Consider the following 21,699-nt stretch of genomic DNA (forward strand, 5'->3'; position numbering starts at 1 on the left):
CATGAAGGTAAATATCGATCTTAACGATATGCATTTTGCCGATGCATGGCGCGGTTTTAAGGGTAGCGAATGGCAGAATGAAATTAACGTTCGCGAATTTATTCAGCAGAACTACACGCCGTATGAAGGCGACGAGTCTTTCCTCGCGGAAGCGACGTCGGCGACAACCGCCCTGTGGGAAAAAGTGATGGAAGGCATTCGTACCGAGAATGCCACTCACGCCCCGGTCGATTTTGACACCAATATCGCGACCACCATTACCGCGCACGATGCAGGTTATATCGAAAAAGATCTGGAAAAAATTGTCGGCCTGCAAACGGATAAACCGCTGAAACGCGCGCTGCATCCGTTCGGCGGCATCAATATGATCAAAAGCTCTTTCGAGGCCTATGGCCGCGAAATGGATGCCGATTTCGAGTACCAGTTTACGTCACTGCGTAAAACCCATAACCAGGGTGTATTTGATGCCTACTCGCCGGATATGCTGCGCTGTCGCAAATCGGGCGTGCTGACCGGCCTGCCGGATGGCTACGGGCGCGGGCGTATTATCGGCGATTACCGCCGCGTGGCGCTGTATGGCATCCGTTATCTGGTGCGCGAACGCGAGCTGCAATTTGCGGACTTACAGAACAAACTGGAGTGGGGCGAAAGCCTGGAAGCCACTATTCGCCTGCGTGAAGAGCTGGCCGAACATCGTCGCGCGTTGCTGCAAATGCAGGAGATGGCGGCGAAGTACGGTTGCGATATCTCGCGCCCGGCGCGTAATGCGCAGGAAGCGGTGCAGTGGCTCTATTTTGCCTATCTGGCGGCGGTGAAATCGCAGAACGGCGGCGCGATGTCGCTGGGCCGCACGGCCACCTTCCTCGATATTTACATCGAGCGCGATATGCAGGCGGGCGAGTTAACGGAACAGCAGGCGCAGGAGCTGATCGACCACTTCATTATGAAGATCCGCATGGTGCGCTTCCTGCGAACCCCGGAATTCGACACGCTCTTCTCCGGCGACCCGATTTGGGCGACGGAAGTGATCGGCGGGATGGGGCTGGATGGCCGCACGCTGGTAAGCAAAAACTCTTTCCGTTACCTGCATACCCTGCACACCATGGGCCCGGCGCCGGAACCCAACCTGACCATACTGTGGTCGGAAGCCCTGCCGAAAGCGTTCAAGCAGTACGCAGCACAGGTCTCTATCGTCACCTCATCGCTGCAATATGAAAACGATGACCTGATGCGCGCAGACTTTGACAGTGATGACTACGCTATCGCCTGCTGCGTCAGCCCGATGGTTATCGGCAAGCAGATGCAGTTCTTCGGCGCGCGCGCCAACCTCGCCAAAACGTTGCTGTACGCTATCAACGGCGGGGTGGATGAGAAGCTGAAAATCCAGGTCGGGCCGAAAACCGCGCCGCTGATGGATGATGTGCTGGATTACGACACCGTCATGGAAAGCCTCGACCACTTTATGGACTGGCTGGCGGTGCAGTACATCAGTGCGCTGAATGTCATTCACTACATGCATGACAAATACAGCTACGAAGCGTCGCTGATGGCGCTGCACGACCGCGATGTCTATCGCACGATGGCCTGCGGTATGGCCGGGTTGTCGGTGGCGGCAGATTCCCTGTCGGCTATCAAATACGCCCGCGTGAAACCGATCCGTGATGAAAACGGGCTGGCGGTCGATTTTGCAATCGAGGGCGACTATCCGCAATACGGCAACAATGATGAACGTGTTGACAGCATCGCCTGTGACCTGGTTGAGCGCTTTATGAAGAAAATCAAAGTGCTGCCAACCTACCGTAACGCCGTGCCGACCCAGTCGATTCTGACCATCACCTCGAACGTGGTGTATGGCCAGAAAACCGGGAATACCCCGGACGGTCGTCGCGCGGGCACGCCGTTTGCGCCGGGTGCCAACCCGATGCACGGGCGCGATCGCAAAGGTGCGGTTGCCTCGCTGACGTCAGTGGCGAAGCTGCCGTTTACCTATGCCAAAGACGGGATTTCCTACACCTTCTCGATTGTTCCGGCAGCGCTCGGCAAAGAGGATGCAGTACGCAAGACCAACCTCGTCGGCCTGCTCGACGGTTACTTCCATCATGAAGCGTCGATAGAGGGCGGCCAGCATCTTAACGTCAACGTGATGAACCGCGACATGCTGCTGGACGCCATCGCGCATCCGGAAAACTACCCGAACTTAACCATTCGCGTCTCGGGCTACGCGGTGCGCTTTAATGCGCTGACGCGTGAGCAGCAGCAGGACGTGATCTCCCGAACCTTTACCCAGGCACTTTGAGAACTGGAGAGCGCATGAAAAAGATGATTGAAACCACCCGTGCGCCGGGTGCGATTGGCCCCTACGTACAGGGGATCGATTTAGGCAAAATGATCTTCACCTCCGGGCAGATCCCGGTGAATCCACAAAACGGCGAGATCCCGGCGGATGTGGCGGATCAGGCGCGAATGAGCCTGGAAAACGTCAAAGCCATTATCACGGCGGCGGGTCTTGAGGTGGGGAGTATCGTCAAGACGACGGTATTTATTACTGACCTGAATGATTTTGCGACCATCAACCAGGTTTATCAGCAGTTCTTCGACGATCATCATGCTACTTATCCGACGCGCAGCTGCGTGCAGGTAGCGAGATTACCGAAGGATGTGAAGCTGGAAATTGAAGCGATCGCCGTTCGGGGAGATAGCCTGTAATTCGCTTGTAGCCACACCGGGCTGCTATCCGGCAGCCCGTCTCTGAAGTCGTATCGAGGTCACGGATATGATTAGCACATTCGATATGTTCAAAATCGGCGTTGGGCCATCCAGCTCGCACACGGTTGGGCCGATGAATGCCGGGAAATCCTTTATTGATGAACTCCAGAAGAGTGGGGCGCTGTCGCAAATAACCGGTCTGACGGTCGATCTCTATGGTTCGCTGTCGCTCACCGGGAAAGGGCATGCGACCGACGTCGCGGTGATTATGGGGCTGGCGGGCAATCGCCCGGATAGCGTCGATATTGACGCCATTCCGGCATTTATTCGCGCCGTACAGCGCAGCGGGCGTCTACCGGTGGCGCAGGGCGCTGCCGTGGTACCGTTCTCTGTAAACGATGACGTGGTCTTTCATGATGAAACCCTGCCGCGCCACGAGAACGGCATGCGCTTTACCGCGCGTTACGGCGACCAGATTTTACTGTGTAAAACCTACTACTCGGTGGGCGGCGGTTTTATTGTCGAAGAAGAAAAGTTTGGCCAGGCGCATGACATCGAACAGCCCGTACCGTTTCCGTTCCGCTCTGCCAGTGAACTGGTAAAACAGTGTACGGAAAACGGATTGTCCATCTCTGGCCTGATGATGCAGAACGAGCTGGCGCTCAGGAGCAGAGAAGAGATCGACACCGGTTTTGCGCGGATCTGGCACGTCATGCGCACCGGGATCGAACGCGGCATGAATACGGAAGGCGTGCTGCCAGGGCCGATGAACGTGCCGCGCCGCGCGGTGGCATTGCGGCGGATCCTCGTCTCCAGCGACAGCACCTCCAGCGATCCGATGAATGTGATCGACTGGATCAACATGTTCGCGCTGGCGGTCAGTGAAGAGAATGCGGCGGGCGGGCGCGTCGTCACCGCGCCCACCAACGGTGCCTGCGGCATCGTTCCGGCGGTGCTGGCCTATTACGACAAATTCCGTCGTACGGTGAACGGTAACTCCGTGGCGCGTTTCTTACTGACCGCCGGGGCGATTGGCGGCCTGTATAAGCAGAACGCTTCAATTTCCGGTGCGGAAGTGGGCTGTCAGGGCGAAGTGGGCGTCGCAGCCTCGATGGCGGCAGCGGGGCTGACGGAGTTGCTTGGCGGCAGCCCGCAGCAGGTGTGCATGGCGGCGGAAATCGCCATGGAGCATAACCTGGGCCTGACCTGCGATCCGGTTGGCGGACAGGTGCAAATTCCTTGTATCGAGCGTAACGCCATCAACGCGGTGAAAGCGGTTAACGCAGCGCGAATGGCGATTCAGCGTACCAGTGAAGCGCGCGTCTCTCTCGATAAAGTGATCGAGACGATGTATGAAACGGGCAAAGATATGAACGATAAGTATCGCGAAACGTCCCGTGGCGGGCTGGCGATAAAAGTGGTGTGCAGTTAATTTTTGAAGGGCTAAAAACAGAAAACCCCGGTTCCCCGGGGTTTCCTTTTATGCCGCTTCCTCTTCCGACTGACGGGTTTGGGCATCTGCGACTATCGCTTCGAGTTCGCCTAACATCTCTTCATAACCGAAACTAACCGGCGCTGAAATGACGGCCTGGGGTTTTACCTGCTTTTTCGCCTGCGGCTTCTTATGGCTTTTCTTACTCATCTGCTCACTCTTTTCATCCTGAAAATTACACAGGTAAATCTATCAGTAAAGCGCGCAGCGGCGTATCGGCAACCAGCGTTATGTTATCTTCGTCACGAATAAATGCGCCATCACCGCAGGTGAGCGCCCCTTTTTCCAGCGCCTGCGTCTCAGCATGCACGGTACCGTGGATCGACTGCAGATACGCGCGCGGACCGTTGAGGTGGAAACTGACTTTCTCACCTTTTTTCAACTCGATATGGTGGATCCACACCTTCTGACGCAATTGCAGGCTGCCGTCTGCGCCGTCTGGCGAAGCCAGAAGTTGTGGTGAAGCATCTGCAATGCCCACTTTTTGAATCAGCGGATTTTCACGTTCCGGGCAGGCGTCAAGCCAGAGCTGCATCCGGGTGAGGGGTTTATCCTTACTGACATTATGTTCGCTGTAGCTGATGCCCGGCTGGGTCGAAATCAGCAGCGCTTCGCCTGCTTTCGCCTGTACATGATGGCCTTCGCTGTTGCGGTATTCCGCTTCCCCTTCGAGGATGATATTGAGGATATCCACTTTCGGGTAAGTTCGCGGCTGGAAGGAGGCCCCTGGTGCCAGCACTTCCTGGTTCAGAACACGCAAAGAGGCGTATCCCAGCAGTTTCGGGTCAAAGTAGTGTCCAAAGGAGAAAGTGTAGCGAGCCTGGAGCCAGCCGAAGTCCGCCTTTCCACACTGTTTGGCTGTTCGGGTAGTAATCATAGTTTTTGACCTCTCTTTACACTAAATCAATGGTAAAGGTATGGACGCTGCATTGTTAGCCAGATATTCTGCCCGGTATATTCAAATTTCCTGAATGATAAAACGATGGCTAAAGAGAGAGCATTAACGCTGGAAGCCCTGCGGGTGATGGATGCAATCGACCGTCGCGGCAGCTTTGCCGCTGCGGCTGATGAGCTGGGACGCGTTCCGTCGGCATTAAGCTACACCATGCAAAAACTGGAAGAAGAACTGGACGTTGTGTTGTTCGACCGCTCAGGTCATCGAACAAAATTCACCAATGTCGGGCGGATGCTTCTGGAACGCGGGCGCGTACTGCTGGAAGCGGCGGATAAGCTGACGACCGATGCCGAAGCACTGGCGCGCGGTTGGGAAACACATCTGACGATTGTCACCGAAGCGCTCATTCCTACACCCACGCTCTATCCGCTGATTGAAAAGCTGGCGGCGAAAGCGAACACACAACTTTCAATTATCACCGAAGTGCTGGCCGGTGCGTGGGAACGCCTGGAGCAGGGGCGAGCGGATATCGTGATTGCGCCGGATATGCATTTCCGTTCGTCGTCGGAAATTAACTCACGCAAACTCTATTCGGTGATGAACGTTTACGTCGCCGCGCCAGATCACCCGATTCATCAGGAGCCGGAACCGCTCTCTGAAGTGACGCGCGTGAAGTACCGCGGCGTGGCGGTGGCGGATACCGCCCGTGAACGCCCGGTGCTGACGGTGCAGTTACTGGATAAACAGCCGCGCCTTACCGTAACCTCAATGGAAGATAAGCGCCAGGCTCTGCTGGCCGGTTTGGGTGTGGCGACCATGCCGTATCCGCTGGTGGAAAAAGATATCGCCGAGGGGCGTTTGCGGGTAGTGAGCCCGGAATACACCAACGAAGTGGAAATTATCATGGCGTGGCGTCGCGACAGCATGGGCGAAGCGAAGTCGTGGTGTCTGCGGGAAATTCAGAAGCTGCTGGCGGTTAAGTAGGGTTTTTGTTCAGCGGTGCGGCGAAGTCGGATGGCGGCTGCGCCTTATCCGACCTACAGGATTTGCGTAGGCCGGATAAGCGAAGCGCCATCCGGCAATAAACGCACTACGAATTCAACTTCGGATCCGCGCCAAAGCGGTTCTCGCCCGGCGTACCCGACTGGCAGTTGAAGATAATAATCACCAGCCAGCCGATAATCGGGATGATCAGCAGCAACAGCCACCAGGCCGAGCGGTCGGTATCGTGCAGGCGGCGGAACTGGACGGCCCACCAGGGCAGGAAAATCAGCACACCATAAATGGTTGTCAGAATTCCTTCACCGCTGGCGCGCTGCCAGCCCAGCATCTTATCGATAATACCCAGCACCAGCGTAAAGATGACGTTGACCAGAATAAACATCCAGTACTCTTTACGGCGAGCGCGGCCCCCAAAACCGATGTAATTTCGTAGAACTTTGAGATACCAATCCATTTTCTGCCTCAGCTATTCGTTAATCACTTGTTTTCTAAGCGATCGAATTAAGAATAGCTGTGAATGAAACGGTGGTAAATATTGGTGTTACCAATTAATAGGGCATCCCGGAGGATGCCCTGTGTCATTAGCGGGAGCGCTCATCACGCCCGTGTGGCTCGTCGAGATCCTGCCACGGCCCAATGGAAATGATTCCCGTAGGGTTAATGGTTTTATGGCTGCGGAAATAGTGATTGCGGATGTGATCGAAATTCACCGTCTCGGCAATGCCCGGCATCTGATAGATATCGCGCATAAAACCGTGCAGGTTCAGGTAATCGCTGATACGGTGCTTATCGCACTTAAAGTGCGTCACATAGACCGGATCAAAGCGGATCAATGTGGTCCACAGACGAATATCGGCTTCAGTGAGCTGATTACCCGTCAGATAACGATGCTGACCGAGGATCTGCTCAAGGCGTTCCAGCGAGGTAAAGACTTTCTCCACCGCGTCGCTGTAGGCGTCCTGGCTGGTGGCAAAGCCGGCTTTGTAGACGCCGTTATTCACCGTGTCGTAGATCCAACCGTTCAGTTCATCAATCTGTGCGCGCAGCTCAGCAGGATAGTAATCACCCGCTTTCGCGCCCAGGCCGTCGAAAGCCGTATTGAACATGCGAATGATTTCGGCGGATTCGTTGCTGACGATGGTATGGTTTTTCTTATCCCACAGCACCGGTACGGTAACGCGCCCGGTATAGTGCGGATCGGCATGCAGATAGAGTTGATAGAGGAATTCATGCTGATACAGCGTATCGCCGGTCGCCGCCGGGAAGCTGTCATCAAAGGTCCAGCCATTTTCCAGCATCAGCGGGTTGACCACGGAAACGGAGATAAACGGCTCCAGCCCTTTCAGTTTACGCAGAATCAGCGTGCGGTGCGCCCACGGACAGGCGAGCGAGACGTACAGGTGATAGCGATCTTTCTCAGCGGCAAACCCGCCGACGCCCGATGGGCCTGCTTCGCCATCCGCAGTGAGCCAGTTACGGAATGCCGAGACTGAACGTTGAAATTTACCCCCGGTGGATTTGGTGTCATACCAGGTGTCATGCCAGACGCCGTCGATCAGTTGTCCCATTTTTCTCTCCTTCAGATGGCAAAAGCGAGGAGATGTCTCCTCGCTTTGATTCAGTATAGTGCGATTACCACTTTTTATTCAGCACGCGGTCGATGCTGAATGCGCCCGGGCCGGTGATAGCCAGCAGCAGGAAACCGCCCGCAATGGTGAGGTTTTTCATAAACATCAGCGAGTTTACGCCTTCCGCGAAGTTACTGTGGAACAGGAACGCGGTCAGGATGGTGAAGCCCGCAGTAAACAGCGCGGTGGTTCGGGTCAGGAAACCAAACAGCACTGCCAGACCGCCGCCAAACTCAAGCAGGATAACCAGCGGCAGCATAAAGCCAGGGACGCCCATTGCTTCCATATATTGTTGGGTACCCGCATAACCGGTGATTTTGCCCCAACCTGCGGTAATGAACAGGATTGGCATCAGGATGCGCGCTACCAGTACACCAACATCTTCTAATTTTTTCATCTTAAAACTCCAGGATACCCATCGGGCGAACAATGTTATTTATTGTGCAAATACACGTTGATGCCGTGTGCCTGCTGTCGATGGAAAGAAGAATACCTGCGGCCTGGATCAATTGTTAGCAAGGAAAACTGTCGAATTGCTTCAAAAATTCTGAGTAATGAAATGCAAGATGAATATTTTTGTCGAGGCTGCTCGGGGAGTGGTGAATTGCCTGCTGACGGCGGGGTAGCTGTTACCCTTATTCCATGCGCTGGCAAGGCTTTTAGCGCCAGGTTACACTACCCAAAGCCAGTTCGACGCGATGATGAGCTATATCGCGCAGGCCGGCCATTCCGCCAGTCTGTTCGTCTTTTTTCGCCGGCTGGCGCGTAAGGTACCTCAACACAAGGAGACGTTGATGACGATTGCGGAGTGGATGGAAAAAGAGCGGGAAAAAGGGATCGATTTTGGCCGTCGGCTAGGGATGAATAAAGGGCGTCGCGAAGGTATTAAGGATGGGCTCCGTAGAGGGCTTGATAAGGGTTTTGATAGAGGCGAACGCAACGCCAAACGTCAAATCGCCCGGGCATTATTGGCCACCGGTATCGACGTGGCAATCATTGACAAAACCACCGGCCTGACTGTTGCCGAGATAGAAGCGCTCGCCTAAAAACAAGGCCCGGCATTGCATACCGGGCCTGTATCAGATTAACGCAGCGTATTTTTCACCAGCCGCCAGGCGCTCCAGACGCTGAACCCGCGTCGTGCCCAGCGCACCAGCCTGTTCGGCTGACGCAAACCCCAGACCGCGAACACGCCGCTACCCGCCAGCGCCCAGGTACGCAGGCTGAGCAGCATCGCCCATTTGCGGTCGTAGACGTGGGTGAGTTCCAGCCAGTCGCGTCGGCCCGCACTTAAGTCCAGCCGCTGTTGCTGAATCTGGCTCAGCAAATACGCCTTACGCGCCTCACGCTCCTTTCGGTTACTCACGATCGTCCTCCAGCAGCGCCCGGTCGTTAGCCAGTTCGTGACGCGTGTGACGCAGCAGAGTTGAGCGTCGCACTTTACGTAACGTCCAAAGGCCGCCGATTAGCGCCAGCACCAGCAAGGTGACAGTGGTGCCAATCATCACGTTCAGTCGATATTGCGGATCGACCGCCCAGATAATCAGTACCAGCAGGCTCATCAGACCGAAAGCGGCAAACAGCAGGGTTAAGCCAACCAGCAGTAATAGCTGGAAGATGTTGGCTTTCTCTTCTTCCAGCTCCACCACCGCAAGGCGCACCCGCGTCTCAACCATCTGCACCAGTACGGTCACCAGACGTTGGCCGATGCCGAGGATGTTTTTTCCCGGCCCCTGAGTGTGTTGATAGTCCGCCATATTAGCGACGCGTCAGCAGCACGCCCAGTACCAGACCGACTGCCGCCCCGATACCCACGCCGGTCCATGGGTTTTCGCGTACATAACCGTCAGCACGCGCCGCGGCTTCGCGAGTCTGTTTCGCCAGCGCATCGCTGGTTTCGCCCAGACGATGGCGGCTCTCTTTCAGCGCGCTTTCCGCTTTACTGCGCAGCTTACTTATCTCTTCTTTCGACTTATCAGAGGAGCTATTCAGTACTTCTTCCAGGGTGTCAGCCAGTGATTTCAGTTCCGCGCGCAGGTTATCTGCATTGGTATCTTTAGACATGATGCTCTCCTGTTTGAATGTCCATGTGCTTAGTACTGGCGAGACTCCAGTTCTTTAAGCTCGTGCTGAGATTCCGCGAGTTTGTGCTCACGTTTAGAAATTTTATCCGCATCGCCTTTTTGCTTTGCTTCATGCAGGTCACGCTGACGTTCGGCGATCTCTTCTTTCTGCTCGGCAATTTTTTTCTGATGGTCAGCGCGTAACTTACTGTCGGAACAGTTTGCTTTAACCTCGCTCAACGCTTTTTTCAGGCCATTAATGCGGTTTTGATTGTTATGCTTTTCGGCATAGCTGATCTCACGCTGGATGTCCTGTTCTTTCTCCTGGCACAGCGTCGTTGCGCTTGCCCCGGCAGTGAGGGAAAGAAGTGCGATGGTCAGTGCGATGCGGTATTTCATGTAAGAAACCTTCCATTGTGTTAAGTACATCAGGAATGTACGGGTTCCAGTAACGGGGGTAATAGATTACGCCCACTTACTTAAGCATAGTTAGAAAATTGGGAAATCACCAAAGCCAGTGATTAGATACAGAATTATCCAAAGCGATGCGGCGTGTCGCGCAACAGCGAAAGCCAGGTGGTGGCATCGCGATCGTCATCCTGCTGGGCGATGATGTACTCGTGCGGCAGCGTGCTGTCGAGCACCTTTTTGGCCGCGGCGCTTTGCGCGCTGGACTCAAATTTAATGAGTAGCGCATCTTTTTGCGGCGTAATGCTTTTGAACTGAATGCCGTTAGCATCCAGGTGATGCCAGATGGAGAAGCCATCCGGCATGCTGGCGCCCTGATTGAGCGGGCGAATTGCCAGCGTGGACTCTTTCTGCTGTAACGCCGCGCACAGCCAGAGAATGGCGCAAAACAGCAGTAATGCGCCAAGGCTCAGGGTAAATCGACGTAGCGTGACCTGTTTCAGCCCCATTATGAGCTCCGGTTGCCGTATTTTTTCTTCCACAGAACAACCAGCGACCCCACCAGGCCAATCACCAACAGGGCGACCGGCAACAGCATCAGACAGGACATCAGCGCATCTTCATACTTCAGGAATACCGGCGTTTTGCCGAGCAGGTACCCCAGCGAGGTGAGGATAAGCACCCACAGCAGGCCGCTCATCCAGTTAAAGAACTGGAAGCGCGCATTGCTCAGGCCGGATATCCCGGCGATGGTTGGCAGCAGGGTACGCACGAAGGCGATGAAGCGGCCAATCAGCAATGCGGAGAGCCCGTGTTTATGGAACAGGTGATGCGCGCGCTGGTGATAGTGGGCCGGAAGATGTGAAAGCCAGTTCTGCACAATGCGCGTATTCCCCAGCCATCGCCCCTGAATATAGCTGAGCCAGCAGCCAAGGCTTGCGGCGGTGGTCAGCAGAAGAATGGTTTGCGGGAAGCCCAGCGCGCCTTTGGCAATCAGTACGCCAATCAGCACCAGCAGGCTATCGCCCGGCAGGAAGGCAGCAGGTAACAGCCCGTTCTCAAGGAAAAGGATCATAAACAAGACGAAGTAGAGCATGCCAATCATGGACGGATTCGACAGGGTTTCGAAATCCTGGCTCCATAACGCATTTAATAACTGGGATAATAGTTCCATTCACGATTCCTGGTACAACGATTAACGTAACGCCTGAACGAACTGCGACATTGTTTATATTTTAATCGGTCGCGGTAAACACATCCGTGTTAATGGCGAAGTAAGCAATAGCTAACTCACAGAACGACAAAATGCATCTAATTGTAACAAACACCTGAGTTTTGCGTCACAGATTTTGCAGTTTGTTGAGGTTTGATTTTGCGGGTTGCGTGGGTGAGAGGCGAGGGTATTTACAAAGGCTGACACTATATATGTTTTGCTTACCCACAATAAACGTCAGGCCAGTCTGAAGACTGGCCTGAGAAGGGATTCGGGGAATTATTTGATGCCGTTGGCGGCGGTGTCGAGATGCACGACCGGGTTCTCAGCGAACAGGTAGCGGTCGGCATTAAATTCGAAGTCATCGCTGGTTTCGTTGAACAGCATCAGCTTGGTGTTTTCCAGATGCTGCCACATCGCCAGTTTGGCGGCGTGCGGGTCTTTGCGAATCAGCGCTTTCAGAATTTGGTCGTGGTCATCACACCAGTTATCGACCGTACGCGCATCAATATGCTCATGCAGTTTTTTCCAGTACGGGTTATGGCTGCGCTGGGTCCACATTTTCTCGACGATGGCGGCAAGGGCGGTATTCTGCGTGGCCAGCGCGACCTGAATGTGGAATTGCAAATCCCACTCGGAGTCGCGGAAACACTTCTCGTTGCGCGCTTTGTCCTGGATCTCCATTAGCTTCATGATGTCCTGCTTGGTCACCTGCGTAGCGGCAAACTCAGCAATATTACTTTCAATGAGCTGGCGAGCCTGGAGCAGCTCAAACGGGCCGTAATTGGCGAATTCCATGGATTCGTCAGGCACCTGCTGATGGCGTGGCGTATTGGAGATAACATGAATGCCGGAACCTTTACGCACTTCAACGTAGCCTTCGACTTCCAGCATGATTATGGCTTCACGAACCACCGTACGGCTCACGCATTTTTCGTCAGCAATAAAGCGCTCGGCAGGCAGCTTGTCGCCCACGAGATAAACGCCTTGCTCAATGCGCTCTTTCAGCTCAGCGGCAAGTTGCTGATATAAACGACGTGCGTCAGTGATTTCCATATTCTCTCCAGGCAGGGTACGGCAGATTAGATTTGTTATACCACTTTTACGAGGATCTAACCATAACGCCGCATGAAAAAAGCCGCCAGAGGAGGCGGCTTTTGATACATGTTTAACACGCTCAAACTAGCTTTGCGTCGCCGGTTGATGCGTTTCTTGCTCAACCTCATCAGCCGGTTTATTTTTCAATACCGTCCAGATAACCAGCGCACCCAGCAGGTCAAATACCGCCAGTACCGCGAACAGCGGGCTGAAGCCGATGGTATCAGCCAGCGCACCGACAACCAGTGCGAACAGGGTACTTGCCAGCCAGGCGGACATCCCGGTCAGGCCGTTAGCCGTGGCCACTTCGTTGCGACCGAATACGTCAGAAGAGAGCGTAATCAGCGCGCCAGACAGCGCCTGGTGAGCAAAGCCACCGATACACAGCAGGCCGATTGCAACATACGGGCTGGTGAACAGACCAATCATACCCGGGCCAATCATCAGCAGGGCGCCCATGGTGACAACCATTTTACGGGAAACGATCAGGTTCACGCCAAACCAACGCTGGAACAGCGGCGGCAGGTAACCCCCCACGATACAACCCAGGTCAGCAAACAGCATTGGCATCCAGGCGAACATGGCGATTTCTTTCAGGTTAAAGCCATAGACTTTAAACATGAACAGTGGGATCCAGGCGTTGAAAGTACCCCAGGCCGGTTCTGCCAGGAAGCGCGGCAGGGCAATACCCCAGAACTGGCGGTTACGCAGGATCTGACCAACAGACATTTTCTTCGCGGTGCTAACCTGGTGCTGTGCTTCCTGGCCGTTAATGATGTAGTCGCGTTCTTCGTCAGTCAGTTTTTTCTGGTCACGCGGGTGTTTGTAGAAGATAAGCCAGGCCATTGCCCAGGCGAAGCTCAGCACACCGGAGATAATAAATGCCATCTGCCAGCTGTGCATAACGATGGCCCATACCACCAACGGAGGCGCAATCATCGCACCGATTGAAGAACCGACGTTGAAGTAACCGACCGCGATAGAACGCTCTTTTGCCGGGAACCATTCGGAGCTCGCTTTCAGACCAGCCGGGATCATCGCAGCTTCTGCCGCACCGACCGCACCACGTGCCAGCGCCAGGCCACCCCAGCTGCCTGCTAATGCGGTTGCGCCGCAGAAGACAGCCCACGCAACGGCGAAGAAGGCGTAACCAATTTTGGTGCCGAGAATATCCAGCACATAACCGGCAACAGGCTGCATCACCGTGTAGGCCGCGGAGTAAGCGGCAATGATATAGGAGTATTGCTGTGTAGAAATGTGCAGCTCTTCCATCAGGGTAGGAGCAGCAGCTGCAACGGTATTACGCGTCAGGTAGCCCAGCACGGTGCCCAGCGTCACCAGTGCGATCATGTACCAACGTAATCCTTTAATTTTACGCATGTAAACCTCATCGTGTCGTTATTCCGCATCTTCATACGGTCTTCATCCAGTACTACGGGAGGATGTCTCAATCGAGGGGCTTACCGGGAGAACCCGGTACGACCCGAACCTTGCCTTCGTACTTGTGCTTAATTCGGTATCCGTACCGTTAAGTCAGTTGTATCTTTCACCAACAATGCATTCCGTCGGCTTATGTTTGACGGGGTGCACAATAACTTGTCATACAACTTTAAAAGGTGAATGCTGTCACAAAAGAGGTATTTTACGTGTGGGTATAGGTGGTAGGGCTTGAAGCCAGTCGTGGCGCGGCCTGCGTCGCTTTTTTTAGTTTTTTAATGTCATTTTTTGTCAATTTTTATTGATCTAACTCACGAAAAAATCTTCGGCTTGGCGAAATTGGTGTGATAACTTTGTCAGCATTACAGATAAACATCTGACCACTCGTGAGAGGAAGACGATAATGACCCCGTTTATGACTGAAGATTTTCTGTTAGATACCGAATTTGCCCGCCGTCTGTACCACGACTACGCAAAAGATCAGCCGATTTTTGACTATCATTGCCACCTGCCGCCGCAGCAGATTGCAGAAAACTATCGTTTTAACAACCTGTATGACATCTGGTTGAAAGGTGATCACTACAAATGGCGCGCTATGCGTACCAACGGTGTCGCAGAGCGCCTGTGCACCGGCGATGCGTCTGACCGCGAAAAATTTGATGCGTGGGCGGCGACCGTGCCACACACCATTGGCAACCCGTTATACCACTGGACGCACCTCGAACTGCGCCGTCCGTTTGGCATCACCGGCAAGCTGCTTTCCCCGTCTACCGCTGACGAAATCTGGAACGAATGCAACGAACTGCTGGCGCAGGACAAATTCTCCGCGCGTGGCATCATGCAGCAGATGAACGTGAAAATGGTCGGCACCACCGATGACCCGATCGACTCGCTGGAACACCACGCGACCGTAGCCAAAGACAGCACCTTCTCCATCAAAGTGCTGCCGAGCTGGCGCCCGGATAAAGCGTTCAACATTGAGCAGGCCACCTTTAACGACTACATGGCGAAACTGGGTGAAGTGTCTGACACCGATATCCGTCGTTTCACCGACCTGCAAACCGCGCTGACCAAACGTCTGGACCACTTCGCCGCCCACGGCTGTAAAGTGTCTGACCACGCGCTGGACGTGGTGATGTTTGCCGAAGCGAGCGAAGCCGAGCTGGATAGCATCCTGGCGCGTCGTCTGGCGGGTGAAAGCCTGAGCGAGCACGAAGTGGCACAGTTCAAAACCGCGGTACTGGTCTTCCTTGGCGCAGAATACGCCCGTCGCGAATGGGTACAGCAGTACCACATTGGCGCGCTGCGTAATAACAACCTGCGTCAGTTCAAACTGCTGGGCGCGGACGTTGGTTTCGACTCCATCAACGACCGTCCGATGGCGGAAGAGCTTTCCAAACTGCTGAGCAAACAGAACGAACAGAATCTGCTGCCGAAAACCATCCTGTACTGTCTGAACCCGCGCGACAACGAAGTGCTGGGCACCATGATCGGTAACTTCCAGGGCGAAGGGATGCCGGGCAAAATGCAGTTCGGTTCCGGCTGGTGGTTCAACGACCAGAAAGATGGCATGGAACGTCAGATGACTCAGCTCGCACAGCTGGGCCTGCTGAGCCGTTTCGTCGGCATGCTGACCGACAGCCGCAGCTTCCTGTCTTATACCCGTCATGAATACTTCCGTCGCATCCTGTGCCAGATGATTGGCCGCTGGGTTGCTGCGGGCGAAGCGCCGGCGGATATCAACCTGCTGGGCGAGATGGTGAAAAACATTTGCTTTAACAATGCGCGTGACTACTTCGCCATTGAACTGAACTAAGGTCTGGGGTTGATATGCAATACATCAAGATCCATGCGCTGGATAACGTTGCGGTAGCATTAGCGGATTTGGCTGAAGGCACGGAAGTCACGGTCGACAACCAGACGGTAACGCTCCGTCAGGCGGTAGCGCGTGGGCATAAATTCACATTGTGCCCTATCGCCAAAGGTGAAAACGTCATTAAGTATGGTTTACCGATTGGCCATGCGCTGGTGGATATTGCTGCGGGTGAACATATTCACTCGCACAATACGCGTACCAATCTGAGCGATCTGGATACGTATAGCTATCAACCCGAATTCCAGCCTGAAGCGGCGCAACCGGCAGATCGCGATATCAACATTTATCGTCGCGCTAACGGTGACGTTGGGGTGCGTAACGAAATCTGGATCCTGCCGACCGTGGGCTGTGTTAACGGCATCGCGCGTCAGATCCAGACTCGTTTCCTGAAAGAGACCAATGACGCCGAAGGTACCGACGGCGTGCATCTCTTTAGCCACACTTACGGCTGCTCTCAGCTGGGCGACGACCATATTAATACCCGTACCATGCTGCAAAACATGGTGCGTCACCCTAACGCGGGTGCGGTGCTGGTGATTGGTCTTGGCTGTGAAAACAACCAGGTTGATGCCTTCCGCGAAACGCTGGGTGATTTTGATGCCGACCGCGTTCACTTTATGATTTGCCAACACCAGGACGATGAAGTAGAAGCGGGGATTGAGCATCTCCATCAGCTGTACAACGTGATGCGTAACGACAAACGCGTACCGGGCAAGCTGAGCGAGCTGAAGTTCGGCCTCGAGTGCGGCGGTTCCGACGGACTCTCCGGGATCACCGCCAACCCAATGCTGGGTCGCTTCTCCGACTACGTGATTGCCAACGGCGGCACCACCGTGCTGACCGAAGTGCCGGAAATGTTTGGCGCGGAACAGCTCCTGATGAGCCACTGCCGTGACGAAGCCACGTTTGAGAAACTGGTCACCATGGTCAATGACTTCAAGCAGTACTTCATTGCCCATGATCAGCCTATCTACGAGAATCCATCACCGGGTAACAAAGCCGGTGGCATCACCACGCTGGAAGATAAATCGCTGGGTTGTACGCAAAAAGCGGGCTCCAGTAAGGTGGTGGACGTACTGCGCTACGGCGAACGTTTGAAAACGCCGGGTCTGAACCTGTTGAGCGCGCCGGGTAACGATGCGGTTGCCACCAGCGCGCTGGCGGGCGCGGGCTGTCACATGGTGCTGTTCAGCACCGGTCGCGGCACGCCGTACGGCGGTTTTGTGCCAACGGTGAAAATCGCCACCAACAGTGAACTGGCAGCGAAGAAAAAACACTGGATCGACTTCGACGCGGGCCAGCTGATTCACGGCAAAGCAATGCCGCAGTTGCTGAACGAGTTTGTGGATGCGATTGTCGATTTTGCCAACGGCAAAGAGACCTGCAACGAACGCAATGATTTCCGCGAACTGGCGATCTTTAAGAGCGGCGTCACATTGTAATAAAAATGTGATCTGATACGATAAAACGGCGTTTCACTTCCTGAAACGCCGTTTTTTTTATGGTGTTCAATAAGGACTTCTCCATGACTGCGTATTGGCTTGCCCAGGGCGTAGGTGTACTCGCGTTTTTAATCGGTATCACCACCTTCATCAATCGCGATGAACGGCGCTTTAAGTTTCAGCTCTCCCTCTACAGTGCGACGATTGGCGTGCATTTCTTCCTGATGGGCGCCATTCCGGCGGGAATGAGCGCGGAACTCAACGTCATCCGTACCATTATCTCGGTTTATACCCGCCGCATCTGGGTGATGTTTGTGTTTATCGCCCTGACGCTGATTCTGGGGCTAAGCAAGCTGCATCACGCGATGGAACTGCTGCCGATTGCCGGAACGGTTGCCAGTACGTGGGCACTGTTTCGCTGCAAAGGGCTGTCGGTGCGCTGCGTAATGTGGTGCTCTACAGCCTGCTGGGTTATCCATAACTTCTGGCTCGGCTCGATTGGCGGCACGATGATTGAAGGGAGTTTTTTGATAATGAACGGCCTGAATATTATCCGCTTCTGGCGCATGCAGCGGCGCGGTATTGACCCATTTAACGTCGAGAAAAAAGTACAGAAAGAGAGCCCCTCCGCCTGATGGCGAAGGAGCGAATCATTAACTGCGCAGCGCGTCCTTCGCCAGGCGCGCATCTTCCGCCTGGCAAACGGCAGCGGTGAACATCACGTCGGTAGAGGAGTTGATCGCGGTTTCGCAGGAGTCCTGCAATACGCCGATGATAAAGCCGACAGCCACCACCTGCATGGCGATTTCGTTCGGAATGCCAAACATATTACAGGCCAGCGGGATCAGCAGCAGCGAACCACCCGCCACACCGGATGCGCCACAGGCGCACAGCGAAGCCACCACACTCAGCAGCAGCGCCGTCGGCAGGTCAACCGGAATGCCCAGCGTATGCACCGCCGCCAGCGTCAGCACGGTAATGGTAATTGCCGCGCCAGCCATGTTTACGGTCGCGCCCAGCGGAATGGAGACCGAGTAAGTATCGCGATCCAGATTCAGCTTCTCGCACAGCGACATATTCACCGGAATGTTCGCCGCAGAGCTGCGGGTGAAGAAGGCGGTCACGCCGCTTTCACGCAGGCAGGTAAAGACCAGCGGGTACGGGTTGCGGCGGATTTGCAGCCATACCAGCAGCGGGTTGATCACCAGCGCCACCACGGCCATACAGCCAACCAGCACCAGCAGAATTTGCGCGTAGCCCCACAGCGCGGAAAAACCGGTGGTGGCGAGGGTAGAAGAGACCAGGCCGAAAATACCCACAGGTGCAAAGCGAATCACCACCTTCACGATGAAGGTGACCGCGTTGGACATGTCGTTGACCAGGTTTTTGGTGGTGTCGTTGCTGTGACGCAGGGCGAAGCCCAGACCGACAGCCCACACCAGAATACCGATGTAGTTTGCGTTAATCAGCGCATGAATCGGGTTGGCGACGATGCTCATCAGCAGCCCGTGCAATACCTGAACGATGCCTGTAGGCGGGGTAATGTCTGTCGCGCCGGTGGTGAGTTGCAGCGTGGAGGGGAACATAAAGCTCACCACCACGGCTGTTAATGCCGCAGAGAAGGTCCCCAGTAAATACATCCACAGGATAGGGCGGATATTGGTTTTCTGCCCGTGCTGATGGTTGGCAATTGAGGCCATCACCAGCGTCAGTACCAGTACCGGCGCGACTGCTTTCAGCGCGCCAACAAACAGCGTTCCCAGCAGCCCCGTGGCTTCCGCCGCCGGTTTTGAAATTAACGCCAGCGCGATGCCCAGCACCAGACCAATCAATATTTGTTTTACCAGACTTCCCTGCACCAGGCGGCGAAAGAAGCTGGAAGACGGAGATGTCGTCATGAATGTATTCCTTCCAGTGATGTAATGTGCCATCCCGGTTACGAATTATTTGTCTCGTTTATGTCAGGATGTAAAAAAATGTTTGCCTGGTTGAGTATAAGGAAAGTTGGTCGCTGGGGAAGCGTAAAATGCTGGAATTTACGCGGTGCATCATATTTTTTAACTTTAGTTTTACATTGATGACGGGCAGCGTACTGCCGCCCGGTGGAAAAGCTTAAGCTTGCTGATTCTTCTTGTCGTGCTGGTGGTTCACCCAGGCGTTGATCACTAACGTCAGCACCAGGATGCCGCCCACCACGCCCAGCGAAATCGCGATAGGGATATGGTAGAAATCGACAATCAGCATTTTGATACCGATAAACACCAGGATCACCGCCAGACCGTATTTGAGCATCGAGAAACGCTCCGCCACGCCCGCCAGCAGGAAGTACATCGCGCGCAGGCCGAGAATGGCGAACAGGTTAGAGGTCAGTACGATAAACGGATCGGTGGTGACCGCGAAGATCGCCGGAATGCTGTCGACGGCAAAAATAATGTCGCTGAACTCGACCAGAATCAGCACCAGCAGCAGCGGCGTCGCGTAGATAACGCCTTTCTGGCGTACAAAGAAGTGCTCGCCCTCTATCTTATCAGTCATGCGCAGATGCCCGCGCAGCCAGCGTACCAGCGGTTTATCGCCAATCCCGCTCTCATCCTCTTTCGCCAGCGCCATCTTGATACCGGTAAACAGCAGGAACGCGCCGAACACGTACAGCAGCCATTCAAACTGGGTGATGAGCCAGCTTCCGGCGAAGATCATGATTGTACGTAGCACGATCGCGCCCAATACGCCATAAACCAGCACGCGGCGTTGCAGCGCCGCCGGTACCGAGAAGTAGCTGAATAGCATCAACCAGACGAAGACGTTATCGACGGCCAGCGATTTCTCAATCAGATAACCGGTAAGGAAGGCGAGCGCCTGCGGATCGGCCACCGCGCGACCCTGTGTCTCCGCCAGATACCACCAGAAGGCAGCGTTGAACAACAACGAGAGCGTGACCCAGACGATAGACCAGGCCGCAGCCTGTTTCATGGTCATGGCGTTAGCGCCGCGTCGGCCCTGCAACATCAGGTCGATGGCTAACATGATCACGACGACGACAGCGAATCCGCCCCACAGCAACGGTGTGCCGACACTATTCATAGATATTTTCCTTACGCATAAAAAAACGGCTAACGTCGAAAGACGTCAGCCGCTGCTTTTTCTATGCATAGACCTCGCCTTCCGGCAAGGTCTCACTTACAACAAAAAGTATGCACTTCAAACGGTTGCCCGAAGATGTATACGTTTTATTGCCCGGCGACCGGATACGGTTTTTCACGTATCGTAATGACGATCCACCGGCAAGGAAGTTACTCCCCTTTGCGGGTTACAAAATATTACAGGCCATCGATGACGTCAATGACCTGTAACATCCGTTTTACATAGCTTTACGCAGGCACCTGCTCGCTAATGTCATCCGCAGGGAAAGTGACGCCAGTCTGGCGGCGAATCTCCGTTTGCAGTTTCGCCGTCGTACGGCTGACGGCAAGCCCCGGATGATTCACTTCATTGGTTTCGACCAGACGGGCAAAGACCTCTGCTTCATACAGCATAGTATTAATATGCTGAGGCTGAGTGAGATCCTGCGCTTTGCCACCGCGCGGCACGAAGGTGACTTTCTGGCACTCGGAGATCTTCTCGATGACCAGTGAACCCTCTTCGCCCTGGATTTCGCTCGGCAACACGGAATCACTGACTTTTGAGTGCTGCAAGGTAACGCTGAAATCGCCATAGTCGAGCACCACCAGACCGTGCGCATCCACGCCGCTTTCCAGCAGGCTCGCCGTCGCATGTACGCCGTGCGGCTCGCCCCACAGCGCAACCGCTGAGGCCAGGCAATAAAAACCGATATCCATAATCGAACCGTTAGAGAACGCCGGATTAAAGGTATTTGGGTTTTCACCGTCGAGATAGCGCTGATAGCGTGACGAGTACTGGCAGTAGTTGATAAGCGCTTTACGCACCTTACCCACCTTGCTTAACGACTGCTGCAACAGCAGGAAATTAGGCAGGCTGGCGGTTTTAAACGCCTCGAACAGAACGACCTGGTTTTCGCGCGCGGTTTCAATCGCCGCTTCCACTTCACGCAGGTTTGACGCCAGCGGTTTCTCGCAAATTACGTGCTTTTTATGGCGCAAGAACAGTTGCGTTTGCGGGAAATGCAGCGAGTTAGGGCTGGCGATATACACCGCATCAATGGCATCGCTTTGCGCCATCGCTTCAAGCGACGTAAAAAGGTGCTCGACGGGATAATCGTTGGCGAACGTTTGGGCCTGCTCAAGGCTGCGGGAGTAAATAGCGGTGAGCTTATATTTGCCGGTCTCGTGGGCGGCATCGACAAACTGTTTGGTTATCCAGTTTGTACCAATGACTGCGAAACGTATCATAGACGCTGACGTGCTCCATAAAAGGGGATCTTCCCTCAATGTAGCACGCTGGCGTGACAAAATGAGTGCGCA

The 21,699-nt window shown here is 54.5% G+C and carries 24 protein-coding genes; 8 read left to right on the forward strand and 16 right to left on the reverse strand.

What is annotated here, in order from left to right:
• Nucleotide 1 precedes the first annotated feature (1 nt).
• The 3 genes from pflB to tdcG all read left to right on the forward strand — a co-directional run bounded on the left by pflB (nucleotide 2) and on the right by tdcG (nucleotide 4,138).
• A complete protein-coding gene (pflB, locus tag G163CM_RS20995; RefSeq protein ID WP_231826156.1) occupies nucleotides 2-2,296 on the forward strand; it encodes a formate C-acetyltransferase in 2,295 nt (764 codons plus the stop codon).
• Nucleotides 2,297-2,310: 14 nt separating this feature from the next.
• Nucleotides 2,311-2,706 (forward strand): enamine/imine deaminase, encoded by a 396-nt coding sequence (locus G163CM_RS21000; RefSeq protein ID WP_015962903.1) that lies wholly within the window; start codon nucleotides 2,311-2,313, stop codon nucleotides 2,704-2,706.
• 67 nt (nucleotides 2,707-2,773) lie between these two features.
• Nucleotides 2,774-4,138, forward strand: a complete 1,365-nt coding sequence (gene tdcG / locus G163CM_RS21005; RefSeq protein ID WP_231826157.1) for an L-serine ammonia-lyase — start codon at nucleotides 2,774-2,776, stop codon at nucleotides 4,136-4,138.
• A gap of 48 nt (nucleotides 4,139-4,186) precedes the next feature.
• Here the strand turns inward: tdcG and G163CM_RS21010 are convergent, their stop codons facing one another.
• Nucleotides 4,187-4,348: a hypothetical protein gene (locus G163CM_RS21010; RefSeq protein ID WP_015962905.1), complete on the reverse strand. Its 162-nt coding sequence runs from the start codon at nucleotides 4,346-4,348 to the stop codon at nucleotides 4,187-4,189.
• Between the two features lie 25 nt (nucleotides 4,349-4,373).
• Complete coding sequence (locus G163CM_RS21015) at nucleotides 4,374-5,075, reverse strand: pirin family protein (protein WP_231826158.1); 702 nt, start codon at nucleotides 5,073-5,075, stop codon at nucleotides 4,374-4,376.
• A gap of 105 nt (nucleotides 5,076-5,180) precedes the next feature.
• Here G163CM_RS21015 and G163CM_RS21020 point away from each other — a divergent pair, with 105 nt between their 5' ends.
• Complete coding sequence (locus G163CM_RS21020; RefSeq protein WP_015962907.1) at nucleotides 5,181-6,077, forward strand: LysR family transcriptional regulator; 897 nt, start codon at nucleotides 5,181-5,183, stop codon at nucleotides 6,075-6,077.
• Between the two features lie 106 nt (nucleotides 6,078-6,183).
• Here the strand turns inward: G163CM_RS21020 and G163CM_RS21025 are convergent, their stop codons facing one another.
• The 3 genes from G163CM_RS21025 to G163CM_RS21035 form a co-directional block, all read right to left on the reverse strand.
• Nucleotides 6,184-6,549 carry a DUF805 domain-containing protein gene (locus tag G163CM_RS21025; RefSeq protein ID WP_231826159.1) on the reverse strand — a complete coding sequence of 122 codons (366 nt, stop codon included), beginning with the start codon at nucleotides 6,547-6,549 and terminating at the stop codon, nucleotides 6,184-6,186.
• A gap of 127 nt (nucleotides 6,550-6,676) precedes the next feature.
• Nucleotides 6,677-7,663, reverse strand: coding sequence for a glutathione S-transferase family protein (locus G163CM_RS21030; protein ID WP_231826160.1), 987 nt, complete (start codon nucleotides 7,661-7,663; stop codon nucleotides 6,677-6,679).
• Nucleotides 7,664-7,727: 64 nt separating this feature from the next.
• Entirely contained in the window at nucleotides 7,728-8,120 is a 393-nt protein-coding gene (locus tag G163CM_RS21035) for a DoxX family protein (RefSeq protein WP_015962910.1), read from the reverse strand.
• A 301-nt stretch (nucleotides 8,121-8,421) separates the two neighbouring features.
• On the opposite strand from G163CM_RS21035, the gene G163CM_RS21040 reads away from it, so the two are divergent.
• Nucleotides 8,422-8,769, forward strand: coding sequence for an RpnC/YadD family protein (locus G163CM_RS21040; RefSeq protein WP_231826161.1), 348 nt, complete (start codon nucleotides 8,422-8,424; stop codon nucleotides 8,767-8,769).
• 38 nt (nucleotides 8,770-8,807) lie between these two features.
• Here G163CM_RS21040 and G163CM_RS21045 read toward each other — a convergent pair whose 3' ends face one another.
• From G163CM_RS21045 to exuT, 8 genes are all read right to left on the reverse strand, one after another.
• A complete protein-coding gene (locus G163CM_RS21045; protein ID WP_015962912.1) occupies nucleotides 8,808-9,089 on the reverse strand; it encodes a YqjK-like family protein in 282 nt (93 codons plus the stop codon).
• Nucleotides 9,082-9,480, reverse strand: coding sequence for a phage holin family protein (locus G163CM_RS21050; protein ID WP_015962913.1), 399 nt, complete (start codon nucleotides 9,478-9,480; stop codon nucleotides 9,082-9,084). The genes G163CM_RS21045 and G163CM_RS21050 overlap by 8 nt, the downstream gene beginning before the upstream one ends.
• A gap of 1 nt (nucleotide 9,481) precedes the next feature.
• Entirely contained in the window at nucleotides 9,482-9,787 is a 306-nt protein-coding gene (locus G163CM_RS21055) for an ElaB/YgaM/YqjD family protein (RefSeq protein WP_015962914.1), read from the reverse strand.
• A gap of 29 nt (nucleotides 9,788-9,816) precedes the next feature.
• On the reverse strand, nucleotides 9,817-10,185 hold the full coding sequence (locus tag G163CM_RS21060) for a DUF1090 domain-containing protein (protein WP_231826162.1): 369 nt from the start codon (nucleotides 10,183-10,185) through the stop codon (nucleotides 9,817-9,819).
• Nucleotides 10,186-10,319: 134 nt separating this feature from the next.
• Nucleotides 10,320-10,703: an EnvZ/OmpR regulon moderator MzrA gene (gene mzrA / locus G163CM_RS21065; RefSeq protein WP_015962916.1), complete on the reverse strand. Its 384-nt coding sequence runs from the start codon at nucleotides 10,701-10,703 to the stop codon at nucleotides 10,320-10,322.
• On the reverse strand, nucleotides 10,703-11,368 hold the full coding sequence (gene yqjA / locus G163CM_RS21070) for a DedA family general envelope maintenance protein YqjA (protein ID WP_015962917.1): 666 nt from the start codon (nucleotides 11,366-11,368) through the stop codon (nucleotides 10,703-10,705). The genes mzrA and yqjA overlap by 1 nt, the downstream gene beginning before the upstream one ends.
• Before the next feature lie 318 nt (nucleotides 11,369-11,686).
• The gene (exuR, locus tag G163CM_RS21075) at nucleotides 11,687-12,463 is read right to left on the reverse strand and encodes a transcriptional regulator ExuR (protein WP_231826163.1); all 777 of its coding nucleotides are present in this window, start codon (nucleotides 12,461-12,463) and stop codon (nucleotides 11,687-11,689) included.
• 126 nt (nucleotides 12,464-12,589) lie between these two features.
• Nucleotides 12,590-13,885: a hexuronate transporter ExuT gene (gene exuT / locus G163CM_RS21080; protein WP_231826164.1), complete on the reverse strand. Its 1,296-nt coding sequence runs from the start codon at nucleotides 13,883-13,885 to the stop codon at nucleotides 12,590-12,592.
• Between the two features lie 460 nt (nucleotides 13,886-14,345).
• On the opposite strand from exuT, the gene uxaC reads away from it, so the two are divergent.
• The 3 genes from uxaC to G163CM_RS21095 all read left to right on the forward strand — a co-directional run bounded on the left by uxaC (nucleotide 14,346) and on the right by G163CM_RS21095 (nucleotide 17,895).
• Nucleotides 14,346-15,758, forward strand: coding sequence for a glucuronate isomerase (uxaC, locus tag G163CM_RS21085; protein ID WP_231826165.1), 1,413 nt, complete (start codon nucleotides 14,346-14,348; stop codon nucleotides 15,756-15,758).
• 14 nt (nucleotides 15,759-15,772) lie between these two features.
• Complete coding sequence (locus G163CM_RS21090) at nucleotides 15,773-17,260, forward strand: UxaA family hydrolase (protein ID WP_231826166.1); 1,488 nt, start codon at nucleotides 15,773-15,775, stop codon at nucleotides 17,258-17,260.
• An 83-nt stretch (nucleotides 17,261-17,343) separates the two neighbouring features.
• Entirely contained in the window at nucleotides 17,344-17,895 is a 552-nt protein-coding gene (locus G163CM_RS21095) for a YgjV family protein (RefSeq protein ID WP_231826167.1), read from the forward strand.
• Nucleotides 17,896-17,913: 18 nt separating this feature from the next.
• Here the strand turns inward: G163CM_RS21095 and sstT are convergent, their stop codons facing one another.
• From sstT to G163CM_RS21110, 3 genes are all read right to left on the reverse strand, one after another.
• Complete coding sequence (gene sstT / locus G163CM_RS21100; RefSeq protein ID WP_231826168.1) at nucleotides 17,914-19,158, reverse strand: serine/threonine transporter SstT; 1,245 nt, start codon at nucleotides 19,156-19,158, stop codon at nucleotides 17,914-17,916.
• 214 nt (nucleotides 19,159-19,372) lie between these two features.
• Entirely contained in the window at nucleotides 19,373-20,341 is a 969-nt protein-coding gene (locus G163CM_RS21105; RefSeq protein WP_231826169.1) for a TerC family protein, read from the reverse strand.
• A 287-nt stretch (nucleotides 20,342-20,628) separates the two neighbouring features.
• Nucleotides 20,629-21,627 carry a Gfo/Idh/MocA family protein gene (locus G163CM_RS21110; protein WP_231826170.1) on the reverse strand — a complete coding sequence of 333 codons (999 nt, stop codon included), beginning with the start codon at nucleotides 21,625-21,627 and terminating at the stop codon, nucleotides 20,629-20,631.
• Nucleotides 21,628-21,699 lie beyond the last annotated feature (72 nt).

The organism is Pseudocitrobacter corydidari, assembly GCF_021172065.1.
In the GTDB taxonomy this organism is placed as follows: Bacteria; Pseudomonadota; Gammaproteobacteria; order Enterobacterales; family Enterobacteriaceae; genus Pseudocitrobacter; species Pseudocitrobacter corydidari.

Coding starts and splice junctions, on each gene's coding strand:
- yqjA (WP_015962917.1), bottom strand. CDS start 11,368: ATGGAACTATTATCCCAGTTATTAAATGCGTTATGGAGCCAGGATTTC.
- G163CM_RS21055 (WP_015962914.1), bottom strand. CDS start 9,787: ATGTCTAAAGATACCAATGCAGATAACCTGCGCGCGGAACTGAAATCA.
- G163CM_RS21035 (WP_015962910.1), bottom strand. CDS start 8,120: ATGAAAAAATTAGAAGATGTTGGTGTACTGGTAGCGCGCATCCTGATG.
- uxaC (WP_231826165.1), top strand. CDS start 14,346: ATGACCCCGTTTATGACTGAAGATTTTCTGTTAGATACCGAATTTGCC.
- mzrA (WP_015962916.1), bottom strand. CDS start 10,703: ATGGGGCTGAAACAGGTCACGCTACGTCGATTTACCCTGAGCCTTGGC.
- G163CM_RS21095 (WP_231826167.1), top strand. CDS start 17,344: ATGACTGCGTATTGGCTTGCCCAGGGCGTAGGTGTACTCGCGTTTTTA.
- G163CM_RS21015 (WP_231826158.1), bottom strand. CDS start 5,075: ATGATTACTACCCGAACAGCCAAACAGTGTGGAAAGGCGGACTTCGGC.
- G163CM_RS21000 (WP_015962903.1), top strand. CDS start 2,311: ATGAAAAAGATGATTGAAACCACCCGTGCGCCGGGTGCGATTGGCCCC.
- G163CM_RS21060 (WP_231826162.1), bottom strand. CDS start 10,185: ATGAAATACCGCATCGCACTGACCATCGCACTTCTTTCCCTCACTGCC.
- G163CM_RS21105 (WP_231826169.1), bottom strand. CDS start 20,341: ATGAATAGTGTCGGCACACCGTTGCTGTGGGGCGGATTCGCTGTCGTC.
- sstT (WP_231826168.1), bottom strand. CDS start 19,158: ATGACGACATCTCCGTCTTCCAGCTTCTTTCGCCGCCTGGTGCAGGGA.
- G163CM_RS21010 (WP_015962905.1), bottom strand. CDS start 4,348: ATGAGTAAGAAAAGCCATAAGAAGCCGCAGGCGAAAAAGCAGGTAAAA.
- tdcG (WP_231826157.1), top strand. CDS start 2,774: ATGATTAGCACATTCGATATGTTCAAAATCGGCGTTGGGCCATCCAGC.
- pflB (WP_231826156.1), top strand. CDS start 2: ATGAAGGTAAATATCGATCTTAACGATATGCATTTTGCCGATGCATGG.
- G163CM_RS21020 (WP_015962907.1), top strand. CDS start 5,181: ATGGCTAAAGAGAGAGCATTAACGCTGGAAGCCCTGCGGGTGATGGAT.
- G163CM_RS21030 (WP_231826160.1), bottom strand. CDS start 7,663: ATGGGACAACTGATCGACGGCGTCTGGCATGACACCTGGTATGACACC.
- G163CM_RS21090 (WP_231826166.1), top strand. CDS start 15,773: ATGCAATACATCAAGATCCATGCGCTGGATAACGTTGCGGTAGCATTA.
- G163CM_RS21050 (WP_015962913.1), bottom strand. CDS start 9,480: ATGGCGGACTATCAACACACTCAGGGGCCGGGAAAAAACATCCTCGGC.
- G163CM_RS21110 (WP_231826170.1), bottom strand. CDS start 21,627: ATGATACGTTTCGCAGTCATTGGTACAAACTGGATAACCAAACAGTTT.
- G163CM_RS21025 (WP_231826159.1), bottom strand. CDS start 6,549: ATGGATTGGTATCTCAAAGTTCTACGAAATTACATCGGTTTTGGGGGC.
- exuT (WP_231826164.1), bottom strand. CDS start 13,885: ATGCGTAAAATTAAAGGATTACGTTGGTACATGATCGCACTGGTGACG.
- exuR (WP_231826163.1), bottom strand. CDS start 12,463: ATGGAAATCACTGACGCACGTCGTTTATATCAGCAACTTGCCGCTGAG.
- G163CM_RS21040 (WP_231826161.1), top strand. CDS start 8,422: ATGATGAGCTATATCGCGCAGGCCGGCCATTCCGCCAGTCTGTTCGTC.